This is a genomic window from Vibrio sp. Of7-15 (assembly GCF_022347565.1).
Classification (GTDB): Bacteria; Pseudomonadota; Gammaproteobacteria; order Enterobacterales; family Vibrionaceae; genus NORP241.
Map to the genome: position 1 here is coordinate 19557 of NZ_JAKRGH010000012.1, position 25629 is coordinate 45185.

At 43.1% G+C, this 25629-nt stretch carries 18 protein-coding genes; 10 read left to right on the forward strand and 8 right to left on the reverse strand.

Going from position 1 to position 25629, the window contains the following annotated elements; translation table 11 throughout:
* Window position 1: 1 nt before the first annotated feature.
* Entirely contained in the window at window positions 2-1933 is a 1932-nt protein-coding gene (locus MHO82_RS13710; RefSeq protein ID WP_239184520.1) for an EAL domain-containing protein, read from the forward strand.
* Window positions 1934-4051, forward strand: coding sequence for a type I secretion system permease/ATPase (locus MHO82_RS13715; protein ID WP_239184521.1), 2118 nt, complete (start codon window positions 1934-1936; stop codon window positions 4049-4051).
* Window positions 4052-4121: 70 nt separating this feature from the next.
* On the opposite strand, the gene MHO82_RS13720 is transcribed toward MHO82_RS13715, so the two are convergent.
* The 5 genes from MHO82_RS13720 to MHO82_RS13740 form a co-directional block, all read right to left on the reverse strand.
* Window positions 4122-5597 carry an HD domain-containing phosphohydrolase gene (locus MHO82_RS13720; RefSeq protein WP_239184522.1) on the reverse strand — a complete coding sequence of 492 codons (1476 nt, stop codon included), beginning with the start codon at window positions 5595-5597 and terminating at the stop codon, window positions 4122-4124.
* A gap of 288 nt (window positions 5598-5885) precedes the next feature.
* Window positions 5886-7565: a FapA family protein gene (locus tag MHO82_RS13725; protein WP_239184523.1), complete on the reverse strand. Its 1680-nt coding sequence runs from the start codon at window positions 7563-7565 to the stop codon at window positions 5886-5888.
* A gap of 283 nt (window positions 7566-7848) precedes the next feature.
* The gene (locus MHO82_RS13730; protein WP_239184524.1) at window positions 7849-9939 is read right to left on the reverse strand and encodes a GNAT family N-acetyltransferase; all 2091 of its coding nucleotides are present in this window, start codon (window positions 9937-9939) and stop codon (window positions 7849-7851) included.
* 109 nt (window positions 9940-10048) lie between these two features.
* Window positions 10049-11023 carry a ParB/RepB/Spo0J family partition protein gene (locus tag MHO82_RS13735; protein WP_239184525.1) on the reverse strand — a complete coding sequence of 325 codons (975 nt, stop codon included), beginning with the start codon at window positions 11021-11023 and terminating at the stop codon, window positions 10049-10051.
* Window positions 11024-11034: 11 nt separating this feature from the next.
* The gene (locus MHO82_RS13740) at window positions 11035-12252 is read right to left on the reverse strand and encodes an AAA family ATPase (protein WP_239184526.1); all 1218 of its coding nucleotides are present in this window, start codon (window positions 12250-12252) and stop codon (window positions 11035-11037) included.
* Window positions 12253-13505: 1253 nt separating this feature from the next.
* Here MHO82_RS13740 and MHO82_RS13745 point away from each other — a divergent pair.
* Entirely contained in the window at window positions 13506-15506 is a 2001-nt protein-coding gene (locus tag MHO82_RS13745; protein ID WP_239184527.1) for a replication initiator protein RctB domain-containing protein, read from the forward strand.
* 358 nt (window positions 15507-15864) lie between these two features.
* Here the strand turns inward: MHO82_RS13745 and MHO82_RS13750 are convergent, their stop codons facing one another.
* Genes MHO82_RS13750 through MHO82_RS13760 form a run of 3 tightly spaced genes read right to left on the reverse strand, consistent with a single transcriptional unit; the run spans window position 15865 to window position 18109 of the window.
* On the reverse strand, window positions 15865-16329 hold the full coding sequence (locus tag MHO82_RS13750; RefSeq protein ID WP_239184528.1) for a transcriptional regulator: 465 nt from the start codon (window positions 16327-16329) through the stop codon (window positions 15865-15867).
* The gene (locus tag MHO82_RS13755) at window positions 16326-17258 is read right to left on the reverse strand and encodes an ATP-binding cassette domain-containing protein (RefSeq protein WP_239184529.1); all 933 of its coding nucleotides are present in this window, start codon (window positions 17256-17258) and stop codon (window positions 16326-16328) included. The genes MHO82_RS13750 and MHO82_RS13755 overlap by 4 nt, the downstream gene beginning before the upstream one ends.
* Entirely contained in the window at window positions 17255-18109 is an 855-nt protein-coding gene (locus tag MHO82_RS13760) for an ABC transporter ATP-binding protein (RefSeq protein WP_239184530.1), read from the reverse strand. The genes MHO82_RS13755 and MHO82_RS13760 overlap by 4 nt, the downstream gene beginning before the upstream one ends.
* 239 nt (window positions 18110-18348) lie before the next feature.
* Here MHO82_RS13760 and MHO82_RS13765 point away from each other — a divergent pair, with 239 nt between their 5' ends.
* The 7 genes from MHO82_RS13765 to MHO82_RS13795 are packed head-to-tail and all read left to right on the forward strand — an operon-like array spanning window position 18349 to window position 25623.
* On the forward strand, window positions 18349-18747 hold the full coding sequence (locus tag MHO82_RS13765) for an STAS domain-containing protein (RefSeq protein WP_343299970.1): 399 nt from the start codon (window positions 18349-18351) through the stop codon (window positions 18745-18747).
* Between the two features lie 30 nt (window positions 18748-18777).
* Entirely contained in the window at window positions 18778-19137 is a 360-nt protein-coding gene (locus MHO82_RS13770) for a response regulator (protein ID WP_239184532.1), read from the forward strand.
* A 19-nt stretch (window positions 19138-19156) separates the two neighbouring features.
* A complete protein-coding gene (locus MHO82_RS13775) occupies window positions 19157-21319 on the forward strand; it encodes a chemotaxis protein CheA (RefSeq protein ID WP_239184533.1) in 2163 nt (720 codons plus the stop codon).
* 20 nt (window positions 21320-21339) lie between these two features.
* Window positions 21340-21852, forward strand: a complete 513-nt coding sequence (locus MHO82_RS13780; RefSeq protein WP_343299971.1) for a chemotaxis protein CheW — start codon at window positions 21340-21342, stop codon at window positions 21850-21852.
* The gene (locus MHO82_RS13785) at window positions 21849-22328 is read left to right on the forward strand and encodes a chemotaxis protein CheW (RefSeq protein ID WP_239184534.1); all 480 of its coding nucleotides are present in this window, start codon (window positions 21849-21851) and stop codon (window positions 22326-22328) included. The genes MHO82_RS13780 and MHO82_RS13785 overlap by 4 nt, the downstream gene beginning before the upstream one ends.
* A complete protein-coding gene (aer2, locus tag MHO82_RS13790; RefSeq protein ID WP_343299972.1) occupies window positions 22329-24764 on the forward strand; it encodes an aerotaxis transducer Aer2 in 2436 nt (811 codons plus the stop codon).
* On the forward strand, window positions 24745-25623 hold the full coding sequence (locus tag MHO82_RS13795) for a protein-glutamate O-methyltransferase CheR (protein WP_275440617.1): 879 nt from the start codon (window positions 24745-24747) through the stop codon (window positions 25621-25623). The genes aer2 and MHO82_RS13795 overlap by 20 nt, the downstream gene beginning before the upstream one ends.
* Window positions 25624-25629 lie beyond the last annotated feature (6 nt).

Sequence of the window (25629 nt, forward strand, 5' to 3'; positions counted from 1 at the left end):
TATGACCTTGTATAAACAACTTCTAACATGGATGCTCGCGGTTTTCATACTGCTTGTTACCTCTGTTTTTGTTGTCGAGTTTAATACCACTCGCCAATTTTTAGAGTCTCAGCAAATGTCTGAGATCAACAACACCGTTAACTCCATGGGGTTAGCGCTATCACCTTACCTTGAATCAGACGATACGGTGGCCGCGGAGTCCGTGATCAATGCCTTATTTGATGGTGGTTACTACAAAGCCGTACGGTTAACCATGCTTCGCACGGGCGATGAGATCATCCGAACCTACCCAACCACTATCGAAGGTGTGCCTGAGTGGTTTACCAACCTAGATTTATTTAGAACCATCACCGACAGTCGCGTCTTAACCAGCGGATGGTTACAGCTTGCCGAAGTCGAGATCATTGGTCATCCCGGCTATGCTTATCAACAACTATGGCAAGCAATGAACCAGCTTGTGACAGGGTTTCTCTTTATTTTTGCCTTAACCGCTGTCATGGTATCGTTATTACTGGGTTACGCTTTAAAGCCACTCAAAGCCATTACCTTAAAGACACGTCAAATCACTGAAAATCAATTTGGTGAGCCACTTCCTCTACCAAGAACATCAGACTTAGTTTCGGTAGTAAAAGGCATTAATAAAATGTCGAGCCAACTGCAACTGCACTTTGAAGAGCAAGCAAAAGAAGCCGATCGTTTACGTGAGCGCGCTTATCAAGACCCAATTTCAGGGCTTGGAAACCGCAGTTATTTCATGGGGCAGCTAAAAACGTGGTTAGCCGAGTCGGGTCATGGTGGTATGGCGTTACTGAAAGTGGACCACATTCAGTCGCTTTATGAAAACCAAGGCTACCAAGCTGGCGACAATGCCATTGAAAAGCTCGCAAATAGCTTAAAAGTGGCAGTAAACATGCCTGAAGCCACTATCGCGCGCTTAGGTGAAGCTGAATTTGCCTTTCTCGCTCCCAGCGTCTCCATTGAAGAACTGCGTATCTTAGGAGAGAACATTCTTTATTGTGTTGATGATTTACAACCAGACCCAACAGGCTCAGCCCCACTGAATGCTCAGGTCGGTCTCGTTTTTAACACAGGTCACAAAGAAGTGGGCACCCTACTCTCTTTGGCCGATAACGCGCTATCTCAAGCAGGTCAAAACCCGAGTAACCCGGTAGCTCTCGTTCAACAGTCAACAGACAGCCAAGCTATTGGTAAACAACAGTGGAAAACCATTGTTATGGAAGCCATTGCTAACCACCAATTCAGTTTCAAATTCCAAAAAGTATCAGACAGTAAAGGGACTTTAATCCACAGTGAGGTCTTTACTGCGATCAGTAAAAACAACACCTATTACTCAGCGGGGCAATTCCTCTCTGCCATAGAACAATTAGATCAAGGGGAAATGTTTGACCGTTATGTCATTGAGCACATGGTGCAAAAGCTTCATAACGAAGAAAATATAGGCCCTGTTGCCATTAACCTGACTCAAAGCAGTGTCACCAACCCTACTTTTGTTCGTTGGTTAAACCATTTCTTAGATCATCAAGCCGCCTTAGCGTCTCAAATTCAATTTGAAATCCCAGAATCTTTGTTTGTGAACTACGCCGACCATGCAGGCTTACTGTGTGATGTGATCAGACAACGTGGTTTCACCTTTGGTGTCGATAATTACGGCCGTCATTTCCATTCTTTGGATTATTTAACCGAATTTAGACCGAATTACGTAAAGATTGATTTTGTCTACACTGGTGAGCTTGAAAATGAGCAGCAACGTAATGTGCTGGCTTCCATCTCTCGTACCGCGCATAACCTAGATATCACCACCATCGCCACTCGTGTAGAAACAGAAGCCCAGTTAACAACACTATCAGAGCACTTTGTGAATGCTTTCCAAGGGTTTATTTTTGAGCAGAAGCAAATGGAGACCAGTGACTAAATGAAAGATGCGCTGTTACATTCTTTAGTTTATGTCAGCCGTTATTATGGGTTAGCAAACTCACCAGAAGCTCTGATTTCGGGGCTTCCTCTAGCGGATGGTAAATTAACGCCTTTTCTTGTTCCGCGTGCCGCTGAGCGCGCCGGACTGATTGCCAAAGAAAATCAAACCTCATTAGAAAACATATCCCCTCTTATACTGCCTGCCGTTTTACTACTAAAAGACGGTGAGTCGTGTGTTTTGTTATCCATCGATCATGAGAAAAAAGAAGCCGAGGTGGTACTTCCGCAGGCCGATCTCATGCAAAAATGGTTACCGTTTGAAGAACTAGAGGCCCTCTACACCGGCCGTTTGTTTCTGTTAAAAAAATTATTTCGTTATGATGACCGTTCCCCAGAAATCCTAAAAACGCGTGATGGGCATTGGTTTTGGAGCACGTTATGGGAATCAAAAAGTATTTACCGTGATGTCTTTATCGCGTCGATACTGATCAACCTATTTGCCATTGCCAGCCCCATGTTTACCCGCTTGGTTTACGATAAAGTCGTTCCGAACCTCGCCTTCGAATCTCTTTGGGTATTATCTTCTGGCATTGGGATCATCTTTTTATTTGATCTGATCTTAAAATTACTTCGCAGCTACTTTATTGATGTGGCCGGTAAAAAGTCCGATCTTCTGATCTCATCCAATATTTTCAGCAAAGTGATGGGGGTGCGAATGGAATCTCGCCCTGAATCAGTTGGGGCATTTGCTCGTCACTTACAAGAATTTGAGTCTATTCGCGAATTTTTCACTTCTGCTACCGTTTCTTCACTGATTGATCTGCCTTTTGCCCTATTGTTCCTTTTTATTATTTGGTTAATGGCAGGCCCACTGGTACTGGTGCCGATCATTGGTGTATTACTTCTTATAATTCATAGTTACTTAATACAAGCACCTCTAAGACGTTCAATAGAAGAAGGTTCCCGTTTAGCCTCGCAAAAGTACGCTAATCTAATCGAAAGCCTGATGGGATTAGAAACCATTAAGCTGTATGGTGCGCAAAGCCAGTTTCAGTACCGCTGGGAAGAAGCTGTGGCTCATATGTCAAACTGGAACATCAAAACTCGCCGGATTACCGATTCCGTTCAAAATGTGGCTGGTTTTGTTCAACAAGCCGCTAACGTGGGAATGATCATTTTAGGCGTCTACTTAATCTCGGATGGTGAGTTCACCATGGGTGGGTTAATTGCCGCAACCATGCTAAGTGGTAAAGCCATTGGGCCTTTGGTACAGCTTTCCTTACTATCGACTCGCTACAACCAAGCCAAATCCGCCATGACCATTATTGAACAGTTAATGGCAATGCCTGATGAACAAGAAGAAGGAAAACGCTACATCCATAGGCCGATCATCCAAGGTAAAGTAGAGCTTGATAGAGTGAGCTTCCAGTACCCGAACAGTGAAGTGGCTTCCGTTCGAGATCTCAGCCTTACCATTCAACCAGGAGAAAAAGTAGCGATCATCGGTCGTATTGGTGCAGGTAAAACCACTCTAGAACGTCTCATCATGGGCCTATACAAGCCCACAAGGGGCTCAGTGCGTATTGACGATACGGATATCTCCCAATTGCATCACATCGATGTTAGACGCAACATTGGCTGTGTACCACAAGATCTGATGCTGTTTTACGGTTCAATACGAGACAACATCACATTAGGTCGACCACTGCTCGACGACCGTGAAGTAATGGATGCTGCCAACCGCGCAGGTGTCACCGCGTTTACCCAAACGGATCCGGCAGGCCTTGAGCGTCAGGTCGGTGAAGGTGGCCAATTCCTATCTGGTGGCCAAAAACAAGCTGTTGCCATTGCACGTGCTTTATTAGGCCGCCCGCCAGTTCTCTTACTGGATGAACCAACCAGTAGTATGGATAACCGCACAGAGCTTCACATCAAGCAGCAATTGGCTCGACTGAAAAAAGAAGAAACTCTGATTTTAATCACTCACAAAACCAGTATGTTGGATGTGGTTGATCGTGTGATTGTAATGGAGCACGGTTTAATCATTGCCGATGGTCCAAAAGAAGCCGTATTGCGCAGCTTACGAGAAGGAAAAATACGAGCAGTCAATCAATAATACACTCCATATTAACCAAACAAAAAGGGCGATTACGTTGTCACGTAATCGCCCTTTTTATTTTCTCAAATTAAACCTTTTCAGGTACTTCACCCTCTTTGTCCTGAATCCGCCCAGCGATATGCTTAAATTCGTCTTCCACAGTCAAGAAGGCAGTAATCACATCAGGATCAAAATGTGTCCCTTCCCCTTCTAAAATAATTGCTTTTGCTTTTTCATGGCTAAAAGCGGGCTTATAAACACGTTTTGAGATCAAGGCATCATACACATCGGCTAACGCCATCAAACGCCCTGAGAGCGGTATGGCATCGCCAATTAAGCCCTGTGGGTATCCAGAGCCATCCCATTTTTCATGATGCGTATGAGCAATCTCTCGTGCCACACTTAAAAAGGAGCTTTCTCCCATTTGCTGCTCTGCAATCGAGAGTGCCTCCGCACCGATCTCTGGATGTTTTTTCATAATTTCAAATTCATCATCGGTCAACTTACCCGGCTTTAATAAAATCGCATCAGGGATCCCAACTTTACCGACATCGTGCAAGGGTGCAGATTTGTAAAGTAGATCAATATAACTTGGAGTCAGCAATGACTGATACGCAGGTTTCATCGCCAGCTCTTGAGCCAACGCTTTGACGTATTCCTGCGTACGCAAAATATGTGCGCCTGTTTCATTATCACGAGACTCAGCCAAAGCCGATAAACCGATAATAGCCACATCTCGCGTATCCATCACTTCTTGTTGGGTTTGCTGAAGTTCATTCAGCATATTATTAGTTAACCCAGCAATATGTCCTAGCTCATCATTGGCAAACACAGGTACTCGAACGTCCATGTCACCATCAGCCACTTTCTGCAACACTTCTTGTTGTTTCAATAAGGTCAAATCCAATAACTTGACCCAGCTTGCCATGATCATGATGGTATAGCCCACCATGACAGCGGTAACATACACAAACTCTTTAATCACACTCACGCGTGCTGAGCCATCTAGGAGTTTGTCGACATGCTCTTGCAACCAATACAAATCTTTGACTGCGACCATGGTAAGTACCGTAGTCAAAGTCAGTAGCAATAAAATAATTAACATCACCAGTTTTTTTGCAATGGATTCTTTAGCGCCGACTTGCAACATCGTAAGTTGGTTATGTTTAATACGGCAAACAAACTCTTCATAACGGTGCATTAAAGATAAATTACTGCCCGTCAGAATTCCTAACGTCACCATACCAAAAACAACTTTCGCATTACTGTCGATAGGAAAGTCATGATAAGTATTAAACCAAACCGCCAGTACGACTCCCATACTGCCAAACAACAAAATATCCAGCTTTAATAGATCGGTGTGCTTCATGGAAAGCCAGTGTTGAGTCACCATAAAACGCATACTAGTAAGAATAAAAAATACAATGGCCACATGACTTAGAATGTATTGCAGAGATAAAGTATCAAGAAATGGGCATACTTTTCCCCCGTAAGCACCGTACAGCCCTCCCGCAAGCAGATAGTGAAATAATGTCGCCTTTTTATTGTATTGTGTAAACGCCATAAAAATCCCCTAGACCAATCTGTCATTGAGTTATTATTGTTATAAAAACAGTAGACACGATCAGCCAATATTTTATTTCAGAGTTGGTATGAATAATTATTATGAAGAAGCCTGATTTACAGTGTAAATCGAAAGAACGGCATGGTGCCATTCACTGAGTCGTTCATTGTTATGTTAGTAAAGTGCAGTGTATCAGCAGAAAAGAAAAGGTGAGAAATAGTTTAAGGCTTCTGCTCTTCTTAGATTGAAAGAGAGAAGCCTTATTAGGAGGAAATCAATTAAGGCGTGTTATTGCGGGGGTTGCTGATTTGTCTTTTTTGTTGTCATCGGATCAATTTTAATTTCATAACCATCAAATAATACTCTGCTCGGGCTGTGTTCTCGTTTAGTCATCAAACGTTCTTGAGAGAACTGGATCATCACACCACTGTAAATCCTATTTTTCACTTCAATGATGTTTTCACGCATCATGGTATCGAGCTTTTTCTGTTGCAAGCTTAAACGGCTATGGCACGCAGCCAGCTCACTTTTATGATGACTCTTAAACTGTTTAATCTTTTCAACGAGCTCTTCAGATCGTTTATTTTCAGGTAACTTTGTTAATTTTAATTCGGCTTCAGTCGCCTTGGCTAACTGTTGTTGCTCTTCATCATACGCTTTTTGAAAAACAGACAGCGCTTCACGATGCTCATTATAATCCGTAAAGGCACTTACGGTCGTGTGAGTACCAGCCAAGGATCCCAAATTAACCGTTGTGATGGCCTTAGTTACTTCAATAGTGCCCCCACTTAATGTTCCACTTTTTTCTGTGGCGTCCATCACCACTAGGCTACCACTGCAAGAAATTCGGCAATGCATGGCATGCAACGTCAACTTAATATCCAACCCAGCTTTAAGCTCCGCGTACTGAGAAAACTTCGCCGTAATATTATTGCCCGCTTCCAACTTACACGACATCGGCTCGTCTTCTTCCACTTGATGACCTATGATGCCTTTCATCACCACAATATCACCACCGGCTTTAATCAAGGCCGACTCAACAAAGCCTCCTACCATTACGTTGCCTTCAGCTTCTACCTTCATCCCTGGAGACACGTCCCCTTCAATAATGATACTGCCTTTAAATTTCACATGACCAGTACCAACATCTACACTCTTCATCGTTAAAGAGTCATCAATCTCAATACCGTCTTCGTGTATCCAAGGTAACCCTGCCATGGTGGCTATCAGCATATTGGTATCATCTTCACTCACAGCGGTGCCATTATTAAGCTTAAATGGGACCTCTTTACCATTTTCAGCTTGAAGCACATTACCAGTGACACTCATGCCATCCACGCCCTTAGTGGCCTGAATACGCTTCATAACAGGCGTACCTTCAGCAATGGTCGTAATGTCACCCAAGTCACGCATATCCACTTGACCATCTTCATCGCCTTGCGGACGTAACACACGTTCACGTACATCATCCACCAAAGCCACAAACGTTGAATTTGTGCCTGCCTTTGCGGGTTTTCCTCGGGCAACCTCAAAAGTCTTTTCTTCACCGGGTGCTAGCATCTTACTTTTCTCTAACACCATTTTTAACGCTTTCTTGTTCACTCCTTTAGTGATGCGATACTCAGCCAATAACGCCAATAACAAATTGCCTGTTGGTGGGTTGCCACCATAAGCCCCTGTAACATGAAGGGATGCAGACATTTGATCATCATCCATCACGACGCTAACTAAAGTATCACGGCGCTCAGCAATAGTAAGTGATTCGATGGAATCAAACTCACCCGCTTTAACTGCCGCTAATAACTCAGCGACAGCCTCTTCAACCACATAAAAACCGCCCGCCTCAAACAGAGGAAGCGCATTTACTACATCTTCAGGTTGGTAAGAGTCTTCTAATTCAATATGCTCAGGTAAGTGAACACATAATGAATTTTTATCCTCAGAAAGCCGAAGCAATGTATCTATCATAAAACGTCCTAGTTGTTCTCACTTATGGGACTAGCGGTACTAACTGTAAGTCTAATCAATAATCCCAATTTTGGTATTTCAGTTCTTAATAATAAAACAGCTTCTCCGTTAAACTCCATTTATAAAGCGAGACCTTGGTTCAAGTAGTGATCCTGCTATCAATATCAAAAATGAAACTATGAGCTGTCTCGTAAGTGTGACAATTTAACGATGGAACTTTAGGGGGATTTACAGTGTAAATTGGTTCAAGAATTTACACTGTAAATTAGAGAAAAAGGAAAAACTAAAGCAGAGGTAATAGAATATCTTGGGTAAACTTTCTTAACTGGCCCTCTGCCTGGCGTCGACCTTGAAGCGAGAACTCTTCACACAACTCTCGCCAACTGTGACGCTGGCATATTTTTCGTATCGCTAATAAGGAGAGGCTGTCTGATGAGTCTAAATGTTTTGCAGCACGATAAAACGCAGGCTCTAACGCCCCAATCACTAAATCATACCCTAACCGCCCATCTGCGTAGCCCTTTATTAACCTCTGTAAAGAGGAAGGTAAAGGCTCCGTTGAAGCTGCTGGAGTAGCAGTCAATAATATATTCACGAGCTTGGGCTCTAATGCGCGGTACTGCTCCACAAGCTGAGAAGAAAACATAAAGCCAAATTGCTGCTGAGCCTCCACAAGCCAGCGTGATGATGACGAAGAAAGTGGAGAAACGGCTAATAACGAAAAAGTGCCGCTGGCCTGATCTCGACTCACCCCTAAACGTACTGGGGTAAAACCATTTGAAAACCAAAAATTCAATAAATCAGCTGTCGCGCCAAAGCTGGTACCAAGATAATCAAATCCCATAATGCGGTAATGCTGCGCTAACTGAGTCAATATTGACGAGCCAATACCATGGTTCTGAAAACGAGGGTGAAGAGCGATTCTCATGATACGGACACATCGTTCTATGGCAGCTTGAGGAAGCTGCAGATAATTAGCAATGGACGAAGGAATCAAGTGACCGGCAGGACGGCGAGCTCCCAACACGATTTGTTGTACTAACTCCGGCTCTAGCCCCCCTTCTTGGCAAAGAATGCTGCACCCAATAATATTTGAGCCAGCATACACTGCCCATACATCAACAGCTTCGTCATTCAGCATCTGCACAAGATCATTGGGAGAGGTTTGATAATGCGCATTCACCAAAATAGAAAACAGCTGACCTAAACGTTGTGTATCAGCCACCAAATCTGATTTGTCCATTAATTCAATGCGAATATCAGCAAGCTCCCTTTCTGTAGGCTCACCCAACCCAGCCAAATCAGCATTAAATAAAAACACATCAAATAACCATTGCTCTAACGGATCATGATCAGCCCAACGAACAGGAGTCGATAACGACACTTTTCGCCAGTTAGGAGTCAGCTCATTCAAAGATTGCTGAAACTTAATCGCAAACCCTCGGCCAGTTCCCTCATAACCATGAATGGTGCTAGAAAAGGCCATTCGGCTGTATCGATTCAGAAACTGAGTCAACATCGCTTCTGGGATAACAGCTGCTTCATCAACGAGAACCAGATCCGCTTCTTGCGGAGACAATAGCAATTCATCAGGCGCAATAAAATCAAGTGTACTGCCTGCAAAAGAAATGGTTTTATTTTGACTGAAAGCAGTCGAAGGCAGTAAACGAAGCGCATGCTCGAAAACAGAGCCGACAGCTTTGAATGAAGGGGCAGTGATCAGAATACGAATCGAACGAGATTGCATTAATTGCGCGGCAGCGATACCTAAGGCTGCAGATTTCCCTCGTCCTCGGTCTGCCGTTAATACCAAAGGACGCTTGCGATGCCCTGTCACCACTCGAATGATCCCTTCAACAGCATCTAACTGCTCTTGATGACAACACTGATATTGCAATGGTTCATGAGGTTGATGGTTGGGTAGCGACGGAGGCAATTGTGGTAATGGTAAACCCTGCTCAACAATCACAACATTGTGCGCTTCCATTTGACGCTCAAACCACGTCGAAAACCTGTCAGGCGACGTATTTTTCTGTGGTGGCAAACATAAAAAACATAACCCGCCCCCCACTAAAGTTCCAGTGGCCGCATTAAAGCTGTTAGCATCAAAGCCTTCATGCGCATCATAAACAAGCCCCATTGACTCTCTTCCTAATAATTGAGCGCCTTGTTTAATGGTCAACGAATGAAAGTCATCAGTACGTTTCTTACCTAACCACGCCACAGATTGAACATCATTGAAGGTGGTGTCATAAAATTCAAGCAACCATTGTTCGGCCCACACTTGCTCTCCGCGTAGTACGATGCAGTAACGAACGTTCGCCATTTGGGCTTGCTGATGAAGAGAAGAGAAAAAAGAAAGATGGGCTTGCATGGAGAAAATCTCAGTAAATAGGAATGTTTGTATAATAACAAACTACTGAGTTGAGTATTACGGCCACTGAAATAAAAAAGGCCGCAGAACGCGGCCTTAGAAATGAAAGTTAACCCAATTGAGCTTGGATGAAATTCAAAATATCATCCATTTGACTGTCGTCTATTTTTTTCAGATCAAGCGTCAACGAATCGCCTTTTCGGACATAGCTTGCACGCCCTTTGATCAATTCAGATTTGCTTGTTTTTGGTTTTTGCTTTGGTGGCTGAAGCTCTTCAATCCACTTTTCTATCAAGGTTGTCACTTCTTTGGTAATTCGAGCAACACCTTGACCATCAATTTTTTGCCATGCATAACCGTGTTGATCATAACATTGTGCCAGTAGCATCTCTTTCTGTTCGTCAGTTAATCCAGAATAGAGTTTATGCAGCTTCACTATGGTTGGGCGACCAAGTTCGCCAACTGATGGATAAGCCTGCAATAAAACCAACGGGAGCGTAGCGGCTTTTAAAGCCCCACTCACTAAGGCTTCACTGCATTGACACAATTTGGCTAACTCTTTTTGATCCGATGCTTTGCCGCTGGCCAACAGCGCCTGCATTTCTTTACCACGTTCAAACAAAGAAAGCGGCTTATGGGCATTAGCCACATCTGACAAAAACTTGGCATGCTCAGAATTTATGTCTTTAGCCACATAAATTAAGAAATCTTGCTGAGCCAAAATACATGACATTCGACGGCGACTACCATCAAGAACTTCAATCATGCCATTTTGACCAATCCGCCCTACTGCCGGATATTGCTGACCGCGCTCTTTTAAGGTCGTTAAAATATCAGACAACGCATGCTCAGTTAAAAAAGACTGCTCACGAGAATTCTGGGCAAACACCACGGTTTTTGAATCAATCTGATCAGCTGGGATTTTTTTTAATTCAAACGACACTAAATCTTGGCCAGCAACGGCTAACTCGATAACTTGGGTCTGCGCTTTGACTGCTTGCTGTGCTTCCACGGGTGTGGTTGCTCGGCGTTTATTCGCTTTACCGAAAAGTTTGGCATTAAGATCGGAGGTTTTTAGAGCCATAATCTTTCATCTTACTCCTGATTTAATGAAGCCCAATTACTATGAAGCACACGCTCTAGCTCAAGGGCACTCTTTTGAACAGCATCTTGCGCTGTTGCTAACGTTTTTTTACCACCTTCAAAATCACTCGCTGTTAAATCAAAGACAGTACTATAAGTGTCTGCACAAGTTTCAAAAGCACGACTACGAGGGATCGTAGCCATCATCACTTGCTCACCCAGTAGATAATTCATTTCCGTCAGAACCGAGACTTGCTTTTTATTATCATCTTCAAACATGGTTGGCATCAAGCGTACAAACTCTAAGCCATGCCAATCTTCAGGGAACATCTCATACACAGTAGGTAAATGCTGGAAAAAGTTCACCGTAGAAGCCCAGTCTAAACGTTTAGCAGCACAAGGAATGATCAATGAATTGGACGCGTACATGGCGTTCCATACTAATGGATCCACATGAGGACCGGTATCAATCATGATAATGTCAAAATCGTCCGAAATAGGATCGATAACTTTTTCTTTTAATAACTGAACAATGTCGAGCGATTGATTCATGGACAAGTGCTGCCACGCTTCGGCATTAAACATGGCATCTTCAGGGAAAGCAGAAATGGTTTTCAGGTTCGGGTATTGGGTGGATAACAACACATTGCGATGAAGAAAATCACGATCGACAGGCTCGTCTTCAGGCACATTATCCAGCATCACATCCACAGCTGAATAGATAGTATCATGCTCGTTAACACTGATTTGAGGGTTCAAAAACAAACGTAATGAGCCCTGGGGATCCAAGTCAATTAAACAAATACGGTAGCGCTTTTCTAAGTTTAACGCCAAACAAGCGGCTAAATGTACCGCTGTCATGGATTTACCTGTACCACCTTTTTGGTTCTGTACGTTAACCACCCAAGGCTTATTATTACTGTTTCTTTTTAGCTCATGGAAAGCAGGCACTTTTGCCGCGTCCATCAGCATGTGAGCTTCACCTAAACTAATTGAATAATGGTTTGCGTTATTTTTAGTAAATTGGTGCCCTTCCGCTTCCATTCTAGAAATAGCTTCATCCAGTTTACGACGAGTCAGACCTGAGCGAGTTTCCATCAAAGCTTTGGACATCGGAGGAAAGTGATCATCTTTGCGCTCTTCGAGCACAATCTCAATTCGATCAGACTGAACTTGTTTGGTTTGCTCGGCTATCGTGAGCAAATTGTCAATTGTTTGTTCTCTATTCATAATCGCCACCATTTTCAAATTAAAGAAAATTGTACAGCAATTATTATCATATTCAATAAAAAGGTGCTCAGATTAATTAGAGCGTGATCTAATTAATAAAGTAAATATCTTGGTGTAAAGCTTATTAATAACGCGTAAAAATAAATCAAAACAATGAAGTAAAAGACTGGGAAAAATAAAAACAATAAAATTGTTACAGCGTCACAATACGAGCAATTTACAGTGTAAAACTCTCGGAAGTGTATGAATCAAACACTGTCTTACGGGAAGTGTCATTTCAACTAAAAATCCCCATCTATTGAAAAATGAGCAACCACCACCTTCAGCTGATAGCGCCTGCTCCCTTTATCAACAAAAGATCATAGACATTATAAAAACAAGAAAATAGCCAACTCCCTCCCCATCATTACTTGATCATTGTTCCAGCCGATAGGGACGATGATCAAGAGGAAAAATGCGACAAAATCAAACAAATAGGAAGAAGAAAAAAGATCCAACTTCCAGAACGATGATCAAGTAATATCAACCCCTCTTTTTTATCCGGAAGCATACTCGATAACGACTGGATTACGGAGAGTGTAATAACAATAAGGTGTTAGTTACTCCTTTTCGACCCACTCAACCCAATAAATACATTAGCAAAAAAATTGAAATACACATAACTTCACTTGATCATTGTTTCAAAATCTCCGGAACACTATCAAAGAGCGTCTAAATTACTCTCAGTGTCATTTCAACTTTCTTTTTAATCTTACTAAAAGCCAACCAAGAGACAAAAAACGCATTACAATCAGGAAAAAGCAAAAAAAGACCATTGATCGACACCAACATGATCATCGGTCCCAGCACTTTTCAGCTCAAAACCCCCAAAAAGCCTCAGTAAGATCCTCAGAGACCACTCGCCCTGTGGATAACCTGTGCGCTTATCATGATCATTTTTCCATTCCATTGATGATCATGGTTTCTGCCCTATTATGATCACACTTCCGATTAAGTAATGATCATGCTTTCAAGTCTTTGATGATCATGGATCCATGGGTACCTTGATCAGTGTTCCAAGATGTCTGTTTTTTAATTTCATATAAATCAGTATGTTAATGGTGATTTAAAATTCAGATCATAAGATCATATTAATCATTTATATCAAAATAATCTTAAAGATCAGTGAAAAAGAATAATAAAATTTTTCTTTATTTCCTTAGATAATTGATTTAACCTTTTCGGAAATATGACAAAATTACGCTTTATGAGTAATGGAACAGAATAAAAAAACCAAACCATCAGCAGCAGAAAAGATCCACATTCCATCACCTCGATCTCATAAAGACGGACATTTATTTGAAATCCCACCGAATCTTGTTGATTGGATCAATCAATATCAACATTTTAAAGGGGTAACAAAAAGCATTCTTGAACTACTGAACTTGATCTCACTTCGTGGTCTATCTTGCCAAGATGGCATGGTATCAACCACAGAACTTATTATTGCTACAGATGGACAAATAACACGTGCTGCTATTCAGCAACGTTTACGTGCAGCTGTAAATATTGGTTTATTTCAACAGTTTCCAGTGAAATTTGAAGAAGGCTTGGCAGGCAAAACCATGCTGCATCGCTTTATTAATCCTTCTCAATTAATTTCTTTATTAGGTACCGCAGGGTTACGTTCAGAGCAGAGCCAACAACAAGACAAACAACGTCGTTCCAAAGCACTAGCACAAACCCAAGTAAATCGCAGTTTATTAAATGAACATGGTTTAGGCACTCCTCCTTCAATTCGTGATGAAGCGGATCAATTTGTTGTTTCTCCTACTAGTTGGGCCGGGATCATTGATCAAGCGTTAGCTCCCCCACGAACTCGTAAGAATTACCAGAAGGCCATGGTCGCCATTTCAGGTACTAAAGCGATCATAGAAACAAGATCATCAAAAAATATCATGACCGTTGATGATCTCATGACTCTGTTTGCCCTGTTTACACTCACCGTACAATACCATGATCATCATCAAGAGGATTACCAGATCCAAGCTCGGGCAATGGGAAATAAAACTCCTATTTATATTACTGATATATTGGCATTACGTGGGAAAAAAGACAGTGGACCTGCCCGAGACTCCATTCGAGAAAGCATTGATCGTATTGAATTTACAGACTTTCAACTGCATGAGTTAACAGGTCGTTGGTTAAGCGAAAATATGCCTGAGGGGTTTAAAAGTGATCGTTTTCGATTCTTAGCGCGTACGATCACTGCTTCTGAAGAAGCCCCGCGTGAAGGAGATAATGGTGAGATCAAGATCAAACCCAATCTCTATATCTTGGTATGGGAACCGTCTTTTTTTGATGAGTTATTAACTCGAGATTACTTTTTCCTATTTCCACCTGAGATCTTACGTCAGCACACTTTGGTATTCCAATTATACACTTTCTTCAGAAGTCGCATGTCACGTCGTGTTAATGATGCCATGTTATTAAGTGAATTAAATCAAAAGCTTGCCCGTAATATTGAATGGCGACGTTTTTCAACTGATTTAATACGTGAACTTAAAAAACTGGCGGAAGGAACCGTGGCCGATGAAGTCTTTGCTGTTAATTTATGGGGTTACCACCTAACGGTGCAAAAGCTGGTTCAAGATAGTAAAGTCATGGATTATCAAATTGATATTCATTGTGATGCGAGTGAAGTCATTCGTTACTCGCGTGCTCGAACCACCAATGAGGGCAAACGTAATATGGCTCCTACGATGCCAAACCCATTACGCAATGAGATCATTCCTCGTAAAAAATTGGATCAATTATCAGAGATCATTGATGGAGAATTTGAACCGATCCAGAGAAAAGCCCCTAAAACAGGAGGCCGACTAGGGCGTCGGGTGAAACTGCGTAAGCATTTGGTAGAAATCAATGCTGATGAGTTAACTATCGTATTATCAAAATATACGCCACCAGAAGCCCTAGAGCGCAGTATCACGGCATTATCTGCTATGACTGGGCATTCTGCGACCTCAATTGCAGAAGAGTGCCACGGCTTGATTGAGAAGCTTGATTGGCTGCGTGTGGGAGGGGAAAAGATCCCGTACGAAACGCTAAGTAAAACTGTTGAACTTTTTAATAATCAACCTAATGAGCGTCATTTGTCGATTGAGCGCTTAATTTCAGGTTTAGCAGTACGTCGCAAAGTCTGTAAGTTGGTGTTTGAGGGGCATATTGATCAACAAGTATTGTTGGCATTGGATGAGGTCGCCAAAGAATTATGATAATGGGAAAATAAGCAAGATTGACAGAGTACTGTCTTGTCTCTGACTTAATGCTGACATATGGTGCAATCGGCTTTGGCATTATCAGTAGCGAATAGACAACCTTTGTCCTTTCTAACTAATAGATTGGCTCATATTGTTATATTTTCTAACTTCATTGTTGTGCAATAGTATATTCGCGAGCTTTTAAAGCTCGCTTTTTTTTTGCTGTTAAGGGTATAAAGAAGATAAAGATGGATCACAGTGTGTCTTGATCATCTTTCCGGGCCTTACTGATCTCCCGTCATTGGAAGTCGAGAGATCATTCTTCATTTACGGAAAGATGATCAAGGTTACATTGATTAAACCGATCCTCGGGTTAAGCGGCGTACATGGTGCCCTCTAGGTTAATATTGTGCAGTGAATTCATGAATGCAACGTGTAGCTCGATCTGGTTTTGACTTTCTGCCTGCCAGCTTGCCGATTGTTGCTGATTACAAAACTCAAGCAGTAACACTATTAAATGATCTAGACGTTTAATGGCCCATTGTTTTATATCTTTATCAACGTGTGGCTGAGTGGCGACAAACTGAAGTTTTGAATACGCCAATTGTAGATAGCCATAGGCCTTATCGCTTTGAATGTCTTGATGGTAATGCTTATATAGCCTTAAGCACCCATCTAACCAACAAGCAATGGCTTTACTTTGCTCATCGCTGAGCTCTGGCCCCCATACCGCTTCTGGTGGGGAGTGGATCAGAGGGCTAAGGGTATCCATATCTTGCATATCAGTTTGTTGATACCAATTACTTATCTCACTTAACCAATCTGACAGTGTTATCATGCTGCGTTTTCCCATACTCGAACAAAATGATTGTCGGACACTTGTTCGAATTTAGGTTGCGCATGGCCACTTTGTTCTCGAATAAGATCCGCTTGCTCTGAATAGTTTGGTTCAGTTTTAACTAACTCACCAAAAGGAAGATCGGGATCCGGAACGGCAGAGATCAAGAGTTTGGTGTAAGGGTGCTGTGGGTTTTGTAGGATCTGTTGGGTATCTCCCCATTCGACGATCTGACCGCGATACATTACTGCGGTTTCTTCGGCGATGTAATGGGCGGTCGCTAAATCGTGGGTTATGTACAAAAAGCCAATGCCCATTTCTTCTTTCATGCGTTGCATTAATTGCAATACCCCTAAACGGATGGAGACATCCAGCATAGAGGTGGGTTCATCGGCCAGAATGACTTCAGCACCTACTGCAATGGCTCTGGCTAAGTTCACACGCTGACGCTGCCCCCCACTGAGTTGATGTGGGAATTTTTCTAAGGTGTCTGGAGCTAACTCGACTAAATTGATCAATTCTTCTAGTTTTGGCTGAAGTTCACTGTCTGAGCTGATTTGTTTATGAATTTTTAATGGGCGGGTTAAATGGTGTGCAATGGTGTGAGTTGGGTTGAGTGATCCAAATGGGTCTTGGAAAACCATTTGTACTTTGCTGCGATAAGCCAGTAACTCTTTACGACGGTGGATCTCGTCAATGTTGCGACCGTTAAACAGGATTTCTCCTTCAGAAGCTGGGTATACCTTGGTGATCAAACGTGCACACGTGCTTTTTCCGCAGCCGGACTCCCCCACCAGCGCTAATGTTTTGCCTTTGTGAATGTCGAAACTGATCCCTTGTAATGCTCGAAAGGTTTCACTTTTGCCAAACCCACCGCCGACAGAGAAATCTTTCACCACGTTTTTTAGTTGGATGATTGGTTGACTCATGCGATTGCTCCTTGTGGTGTGCGGTTGTGTTTACCTTCATGAATGTTAGGGAACGAGGCCCATAGTTTTTGAGTGTAGGTATGTTGAGGGTTATTACGGATTTGATGAGCGTGATTCACTTCGGCGATTTGCCCGTGGCGCATCACGGCAATGCGATCACACAACTGGCTCATTAATGCCAAATCATGGGTGATGAAAAGTACAGAAAACCCAAACTCTTCACGTAAGCTGTAAATTTGTTGCAGGATTTCACGTTGTACCACCACATCTAGCGCGGTGGTTGGCTCATCCATGATGATCAATTTAGGGTTTAAACTCAGAGCAATAGCAATCACAAGGCGCTGGCGCATACCGCCACTAAACTGGTGGGGATACTCGGATAAGCGGTGTCTTGGAATATTCACCAGATCAAGTAATTGCTCGGCTCGTGCTCGTGCTTCTTCGTTGTTCATGCCCATATGGTGGCGAAGTACATCCGCAAATTGCTCTTCCACGGGAAGCACTGGGTTGAGTGAGTTCATGGCACTTTGAAATACCATCGCAATTTGTTGCCACCGTACGATGCCCAGCTCTTTATCGGATAGCTTCAGTAGATCTTGGCCTTCAAAGATCAGCTGGCCATTAGAAATAAACGCTGGCGGCTTATGTAATCGGGTTAAGGCAAACGCGATGGTACTTTTCCCGCAACCTGACTCTCCGGCTAGTCCAAAAATCTCGCCTTTACCAATATCAAAACTGACATTATTAACAGCTCTGAAATCGCCACTATCGGTAATGTAATCGACGCACAAGTTTTTCACTCGGATCAACGGATCTGAATGCATCGCCTCCTGAAGAAATTGTTCTTCCATGGTGTTCTCTCCCAAAAATACAAAGTAATGAAAACCATTATCATTATCTTTTATGGTTTGAGAGAGAAGAAGGCATCTAGAATTAATTGAACTGAGTCGAAAAGTTTTACAACAGCAATGAAATAAGACATATGAACTTAATAGAAAAGCACAGAAATCATTTGGCTCTTAGAGTGAAAAGTGTGTGCTTTCTTAGACGGCGGATAAATTTTAATCATAAATAGAATATGTAAGATCAGATGTACAAGAATGTGCATAAAAACTGTAAAAAAAACTGGCGCTTTAGGCAGAGGAGCTACACTTATTATGTGATTGGATTTATATCTACTTGTTTGGCACTTGTGGATGGAAAGGGAGGCACAATGGAGTACGTTCTTACTGAATCAATAGACATTACTCAGGTGCTAGAAATTCGAAAGCGCTATTCAGATAGCATTGCGAACACCAAAAACATTATGTTGGATGGCAGTAAAGTACAAAAAACAGATGCGGCTGGATTACAGCTTTTATTGTCTTTGTTTGTCACCTGTCAGAAAAAAGGCATAGAGATTCGTTGGCAAAGCATATCGGATGAATTGGTACTTGCTGCCACTGTATTGGGCCTTGATACCGCATTATCTTGTAATAATAAAAATTAAATACTTGGCTAAGGAAAGAGAGGTGAACTTATGCCTAGAATATTGGCAGCTGATGACTCGGTGTCCATTCGACAAATGGTCAGTCATACATTAAAAGAAGCCGGCTATGATGTTGAGACCGCAAACGATGGTATGGATGCTTTGAAAAAAGCCAAGGGACAGCGTTTCGATGTGGTGATTTCAGATGTCAATATGCCGAACATGGATGGGTTAGAACTGGTTAAGATGCTGAGAACCAATCCACAGTATAAATTTACTCCCATACTGATGCTAACCACGGAAACGTCGGCAGAGAAAAAATCGGCAGGCAAGCAAGCAGGCGCAACAGGTTGGATCGTAAAACCTTTTAACCCTGATACCTTACTAAAAACGTTAGATCGTGTGATTTAATCTCCAGAAGGAGTCTGCCATGGCCTTAGATATGGATCAGCTCCGTAAGGTGTTCTACGAAGAGTGTCGTGAAAACCTTGAAGTACTGGAGAACCAACTGGTTTCAATGGATCCTGGAAGTGTGGATCTTGAAACCATCAATACAATATTTCGCGCAGCCCACTCGATCAAAGGTGGTGGTGCAACCTTTGATCTTCTTGATATCAGTGAATTTACTCACTTAATGGAAGCGTTTCTTGATGAGGCTCGTGAAGGGCGCCGTCAGCTGGATCATCAGATCATTGATCTGCTCTTAAAAGGGGGCGATTGCATCAATGATATGCTGGTGGCACATGAAACTGGCACTGAGCATAACACTGCAATGCGAACAGAGCTGATGGCAAAATTTGAGCAGCTCTTGTCTGGTGAAGCAAACCAAGAGAAGGCCCCTGAGCCAGCAGCAGAGATGAATAAGGTCGTAACAGACGATGGCAGCAGCGATTGGTTGATCCAGTTTATCCCTCATAAAGACATCTTTTTTAGCGGTAATGATCCGGTTCGTATTATTAAAGAGCTTCGGGAGCTGGGTACTTACAGCTCGGTGGCTTGCCAAGTGGATTCTTTGCCAGATCTGGACATCATTGAGCCTGAAATGTGTTTTCTCTCTTGGCGTATTACCTTAGATGGCACGGTGAAACGAGAGCACATCAATGAAGTGTTTGAGTGGGTGGAAGACGAATGTGATTTGATCATTACTCGTCTGGTTCATGATGCCCCATTGATGATGCCAGCCCCATTAGGGGAGCCACCAGCAGAAGATGTGTTACCTGAAATTAAAGAACCAAACATCACACTGACATCGGAGCCTGTTGCTGCTACCCCGAACTCTAATGCAGTCGCACCGTCTTCTCCTGTAGAAAAACCAGCCTCGAAAGTTGAGAAAGCAGAGAGAGTGCCAGCACAAACCCAAGTTAAGAGTGACACCAGTGTCAGCTCAATTCGAGTGGACATTGAAAAAGTCGACAATTTGATCAACTTAGTGGGAGAGCTGGTGATCACTCAGTCCATGCTGACAGAGCTGGGTACCGATTTTAGCGCCGAGAAAATTGAGCGTTTGCAAGCAGGGCTGGATCAGCTACTGCAAAACACCAAAGAGCTGCAAGAGAGCGTATTGAATATTCGTATGCTGCCCATCAGCTTTGCGTTTAACCGCTTTCCACGCCTTGTGCGAGATTTATCCGGCAAATTAGGTAAGAAAGTTCAGCTGAATGTCCAAGGTGAGCACACGGAATTGGATAAAACTGTATTAGAGCGTATTGCCGATCCATTAGTGCATTTAGTACGTAATGCCATTGATCATGGCTTGGAAATGCCAGCAGAAAGGCTCAGTCATAATAAAGGGGAAGTGGGAAACATTGAGCTCAATGCCTACCATCAGGGAGGCTCAATTGTGATTGAAGTGGCTGATGACGGTGCTGGGTTGAATAAAGAACGTATTTGGCAAAAAGCGGTGGATAAAGGCATTTTAGCGCCTGACAGTCATTTGGATGAGTTTTCTGATAACTATATCTTTAATTTGATTTTTGCTCCGGGGTTTTCAACGGCTGAGCAAGTGTCTGACATTTCTGGCCGAGGGGTCGGTATGGATGTGGTGAAAAGGAACATTGAAGGGCTTGGTGGTCAGATTGATGTGATTTCGAAGGAAGGTGAAGGGAGCCGTTTTACAATCAGTTTGCCATTAACCTTGGCCATTTTAGACGGCCAGCTAGTGAAGGTAGCGGAGCAAGTGTTTGTTATTCCTTTGATCACGATTATTGAGTCCATCCAAATAAAATCTGAGCGAGTAAAAATTGCGTCTGGTGGCATTGAATTATATCGACTGCGTGATGAAAACATTCCCATTATGCGCTTACATGAAGAATTCGAGCTAGGCACCAGTGGCAGTTTAGCGGGGCGTTTATTGTGCTTTGTGGAAGCAGGGGGCAATAAAGTGGGTTTATTGCTTGATGAGCTATTGGGCCAGCAACAGGTGGTGATTAAGAGCTTAGAGTCTAATTACACCAAGGTTCCAGGTTTTTCTGGTGCCACGATTTTAGGGGACGGCTCTGTTTCTCTTATTTTGGATATTCAAGGCATTATTTCGGGTTACCTGCATCGTGAGGGACTCGAACGCAAAGATAACTCTCCTTATATTGCCGCCTAACAAAGAGGTAGAAAAGAGCCATGGAAGTGCAGCAAGACAACACATCCCTTGAATCGAGCATCATGGATATGAACGGCAACCACGGGGCGGATTTTTTGAGTTTTCGTATTGCCGATGAGTTGTATGGTGTGGAAATTTGCTCTGTAGAAGAAATTCGGGTTTGGGAGCCACCAACCTTGATACCCAAAGCGCCATTTTACATTAAAGGCGTAATTAACCTGCGAGGCATGATTGTCCCTATTATGGATTTACGTTTGAGGTTCACTGTACCCAAAGCCGAATACCTCGCCACTACGGTGGTACTGGTGTTAAAAACCAGCTCTGGCAATGGTGAACGCTTAATGGGCGTGGTGGTGGATGCGGTTTCTGATGTTGTGAGCAGCACCAATCAAGAGAAAACGGCAGTGATCGGAGAAACCTCCGTCACTCCATTTATCGACGGCTTATTCAATGTTCAAGATCAGGTGATGTCGTTATTGAACGTGGATGAACTGCTTAATTTTGACCATATTTTTCAGCCGGAGGCAGGATGAGTATAGCAACGAAAGAATACTTAACCTTCTTATTGGATCAAGAAGAGTATGGTGTGGATATTTTGGATGTCCGAGAAGTTCGAGGGTGGACAGACGTTCGTCGAATCCCGAACACAGAAGCTTATTTATTAGGTGTATTGGATTTAAGGGGAGAGTACGTCCCTATTATTGATCTAAAGCAGCGGTTTGGCATGGGGTCTGCTGAGCTGAAAGCCACCACGGTCGTGATTGTGCTGCATTGTGCCGATCACGGTTCGTTAGGCATTATTGTTGATGCTGTCTCCGAAGTGTATCAACTTTCACAAACAGAAATAAAAACAACGCCCCAACTAGGAAGCAATGTCGAGCACCGATTCATCGAAGGGATCGCGTCAGTAAATAATTGTCATGTGGTGTTAATCAAAATTGAGCAGCTATTTGATTTCAGTGTTCTCCACAAAGTGATTGAGTCTAATGTCAGTGAAGAGGAATTTTAGATGTCGTGGTGGAAAAGAAATAAAAATGAGCTTCAAAAGCAGCGTGAAACTCAATTAGAAACAGAGCCATCGGTATTGTCACCAGATCAAGGCGGTATTTCAAACAACATGGAGCATATGCTGGCTGCCCTTGATGGTGCTCAAACGGCGTTAATGATGGTGGATCGAGATTTCACCATTACATACGTTAATAAAAAATCACTCTCTTTACTGCAAGAGCATGAAAGTTTATTTCGTACGATGTGGCCAAGTTTCTCTGCAGAGAAAGAAGCGGTGATTGGTGCGTGTATTGATATTTTCCATAAAGACCCTCAGCACCAGCGTCGTTTATTGTCAGATCCAGGCAATCTACCTTATGAAACAACAATTAATGTTGGCGGCGTGTCACTGAAACTTAATATCGGCGGCATTATCGATGCTCGTGGTAATTACGTGGGAAATACCCTTGAGTGGAGTGATGTGACGGCTGAACTGGCAAAAGAAAACGATGTGGCTCGTTTGCAGTCAGCGGTAGATCAAGCCCAAACGGCGATGGTGATGGTGGATCGTGAGCTCAACATCACGTACGTCAATCAACAAACCATCGCGTTATTTAAAGAGTGCCAAACCGAATTTAGAAAGGTATGGCCAGGCTTTACCGCCACAGAAGAGTGGTTAGCAGGGCGTTGTATTGATGAATTTCATAAAAACCCCGCTCATCAGCGTCAGTTACTCTCTGATCCAAATAACTTGCCCTACAGCACAGACATTAAAATTGGTAACGTTCTGATTGAGCTTAATGTGGCGGCGATCATTGATGCTCAGGGAGAGTACGTTGGTAGCACTTTAGAGTGGGAGAATGTAACCGAAAAGCGCCATAAAGAAATTGAAGTTGGTCGTTTAGCCTCTGCGGTGAATGGCATGACTACTAATATGATGATGGCGGATTTGGATGGCAATATTCAGTATTTGAACCCTGCTTTAACAGAGCTGCTAAAACGCCGTGAACGTGAACTGCAATCGCTGTTTCCTGGTTTTAAGGTGGATACCTTAGTGGGAAAAAGCATTGATATTTTCCATAAAAACCCCGCTCATCAGCGTAGTATTATTGATAATCCAGATCGCCTGCCTTTTACAACCAACGTGAAAGTAGGAGAGCTGGAATTTACGTTAACCTGTATTGCCATGCGTGATGCGAATGGTAAGTACATAGGGCCTGCCTTACAGTGGGTGGATATTACCGAACAAATGGACGGTCAGCGCCAAGTAGAAACCCTGATTGCAAATGCTGCACAGGGTAACTTGGATCACCGTATTGATACTGCGGCTTACAGTGGATTCATGGCTCAATTGGGTGATGGCATTAACGGTTTGTTGGATGCCGTGGTGGATCCAATCCGTCAATGTATCGAGGTAATGTCGAGCGTGGCGGAAGGTGACTTAAAGCAAACCATGTCGGAAGAAGCGCAAGGTGAATTTGGTGAATTATCCAATGCGGTGAATTCTTCAATTGTGAATCTGCGTGACATGGTTGAGAAAATCACCAGTTCTTCAGCACGGGTGGCAACGGCATCCACTGAAATTGCGGATGGCAATAATGATCTCAGCCAGCGCACAGAGTCGCAAGCTTCAAGTCTTGAAGAAACCGCAGCCAGCATGGAAGAAATGACAGCCACGGTACGCCAAAACGCAGAAAGTGCACGCAGTGCGAACACCCTTGCCAATGATGCCACTGGAAAAGCGAAAAAAGGTGGTCAGGTTGTTGGTCAGGCGGTGGCTGCGATGGCGGAAATCAATTCAGCCAGTAAGAAAATTGCGGACATTATCGGTGTTATTGACGAAATTGCCTTCCAAACCAATTTGTTGGCTTTGAACGCTGCGGTGGAAGCGGCGCGTGCTGGTGAGCAAGGTAAAGGCTTTGCTGTGGTGGCTGGCGAAGTTCGTAACCTTGCTCAGCGCAGTGCGGGAGCGGCAAAAGAAATTAAAGATCTCATTAAAGACAGCGTGGAAAAAGTCGGTGAAGGCTCCCGTTTAGTGGATGAATCCGGTGAAACCCTCAATGAAATCGTTGAAGCGGTGGGGGAAGTGTCTGCGTTGATTGGCAGTATTGATCAGGCGAGCCAAGAGCAATCTACCGGCATTGATGAAATCAGTAGAGCGGTAGCGAAGATGGATGAAATGACCCAGCAAAATGCGGCGTTAGTTGAAGAAGCGTCTGCCGCGAGTCAGTCTCTGCGGGATGAAGGGGGCGAGCTACTGAATCTAATGAATTTCTTTGTGACTGACAACAATGTATCAAGCTTATCTTCGGTGAAATCAGTGCCGAACCGAGGAAGACATTCGACGGTAGTAAAGCCGACGTTTGGCAGCGAGAGAAGTGGGTCAGCAGCAGTACGAAAAAGAAATGTTGTGAGTCGAAATCTAGCGGAGGATGGAGATGAGTGGGAGGAGTTCTAATCTTTCCGTTAGAGCACAACCTGCCGAGGAAACGACGTTAACCCAGGAATTTTCTTTTACGGAAAAAGACTTCAAATTTGTGCAATGGTTTATGCATAAAAACGTGGGTATTTATTTACCAGAAGTAAAGCGTCGTATGATTTATGGCAGGTTGTCTCGCCGCGTGAGAGAGCTGTCTTTAACATCAGTTTGTGACTATTTGAGTCTTGTGAAACAGCAGGCTGAAGAGCAGGAAATTTTCATAAACTTATTAACCACTAATAAAACGGACTTTTTTAGAGAGAGCCATCACTTCGACTATGTCGTTAAAACACTGGTTCCGAAATGGAAAAATAAGGGACAAGAGAAAATCAGGGTGTGGTCAGCAGGATGTTCCACAGGGCAAGAGCCTTACAGCTTAGCGTCAGTTTTGGAGTCGGCTGGGGCGTTGATGTCCCCTTTTTTGCAAGCCAAGGTATTAGCATCAGATTTAGATACAAATGTTCTTAAAAAAGCACAAGCAGGCATTTACCCAATGGAGCTTGTTCCTACTATTCCAGAGGTGTACTTAAAAGCGGGCTTTGTGAAAGGGAAAGGGGCGAATCATGATGTATTTAAAGCCAAAAATGCCATTAAAGAGAACATTCGTTTTAAACAGATAAATCTACTTGGGGAATGGTCTTTTAAGCATAAATTTGACCTTATTTTTTGTCGTAATGTCATGATTTATTTTGATAAAGAAACTCAAGAAAAGTTACTAAATAGCTTTCATAGGGTGTTGGCTGATGACGGCGTTTTGATCATCGGTCATTCGGAGAATGTTGGCTCATTAAGTAATAAGTTTGAACACATAGGGCACACCATATACCTAAAAAATTAATGGGTG

Bases quoted from the DNA above. Each gene is read 5' to 3' on its own strand.
- MHO82_RS13730 (WP_239184524.1), bottom strand. From the start codon at position 9,939: ATGCAAGCCCATCTTTCTTTTTTCTCTTCTCTTCATCAGCAAGCCCAA.
- MHO82_RS13765 (WP_343299970.1), top strand. From the start codon at position 18,349: ATGTACAAGAATGTGCATAAAAACTGTAAAAAAAACTGGCGCTTTAGG.
- MHO82_RS13750 (WP_239184528.1), bottom strand. From the start codon at position 16,329: ATGATAACACTGTCAGATTGGTTAAGTGAGATAAGTAATTGGTATCAA.
- MHO82_RS13735 (WP_239184525.1), bottom strand. From the start codon at position 11,023: ATGGCTCTAAAAACCTCCGATCTTAATGCCAAACTTTTCGGTAAAGCG.
- MHO82_RS13770 (WP_239184532.1), top strand. From the start codon at position 18,778: ATGCCTAGAATATTGGCAGCTGATGACTCGGTGTCCATTCGACAAATG.
- aer2 (WP_343299972.1), top strand. From the start codon at position 22,329: ATGTCGTGGTGGAAAAGAAATAAAAATGAGCTTCAAAAGCAGCGTGAA.
- MHO82_RS13760 (WP_239184530.1), bottom strand. From the start codon at position 18,109: ATGGAAGAACAATTTCTTCAGGAGGCGATGCATTCAGATCCGTTGATC.
- MHO82_RS13780 (WP_343299971.1), top strand. From the start codon at position 21,340: ATGGAAGTGCAGCAAGACAACACATCCCTTGAATCGAGCATCATGGAT.
- MHO82_RS13745 (WP_239184527.1), top strand. From the start codon at position 13,506: ATGGAACAGAATAAAAAAACCAAACCATCAGCAGCAGAAAAGATCCAC.
- MHO82_RS13795 (WP_275440617.1), top strand. From the start codon at position 24,745: ATGAGTGGGAGGAGTTCTAATCTTTCCGTTAGAGCACAACCTGCCGAG.
- MHO82_RS13720 (WP_239184522.1), bottom strand. From the start codon at position 5,597: ATGGCGTTTACACAATACAATAAAAAGGCGACATTATTTCACTATCTG.
- MHO82_RS13785 (WP_239184534.1), top strand. From the start codon at position 21,849: ATGAGTATAGCAACGAAAGAATACTTAACCTTCTTATTGGATCAAGAA.
- MHO82_RS13715 (WP_239184521.1), top strand. From the start codon at position 1,934: ATGAAAGATGCGCTGTTACATTCTTTAGTTTATGTCAGCCGTTATTAT.
- MHO82_RS13740 (WP_239184526.1), bottom strand. From the start codon at position 12,252: ATGAATAGAGAACAAACAATTGACAATTTGCTCACGATAGCCGAGCAA.
- MHO82_RS13725 (WP_239184523.1), bottom strand. From the start codon at position 7,565: ATGATAGATACATTGCTTCGGCTTTCTGAGGATAAAAATTCATTATGT.
- MHO82_RS13755 (WP_239184529.1), bottom strand. From the start codon at position 17,258: ATGAGTCAACCAATCATCCAACTAAAAAACGTGGTGAAAGATTTCTCT.
- MHO82_RS13775 (WP_239184533.1), top strand. From the start codon at position 19,157: ATGGCCTTAGATATGGATCAGCTCCGTAAGGTGTTCTACGAAGAGTGT.
- MHO82_RS13710 (WP_239184520.1), top strand. From the start codon at position 2: ATGACCTTGTATAAACAACTTCTAACATGGATGCTCGCGGTTTTCATA.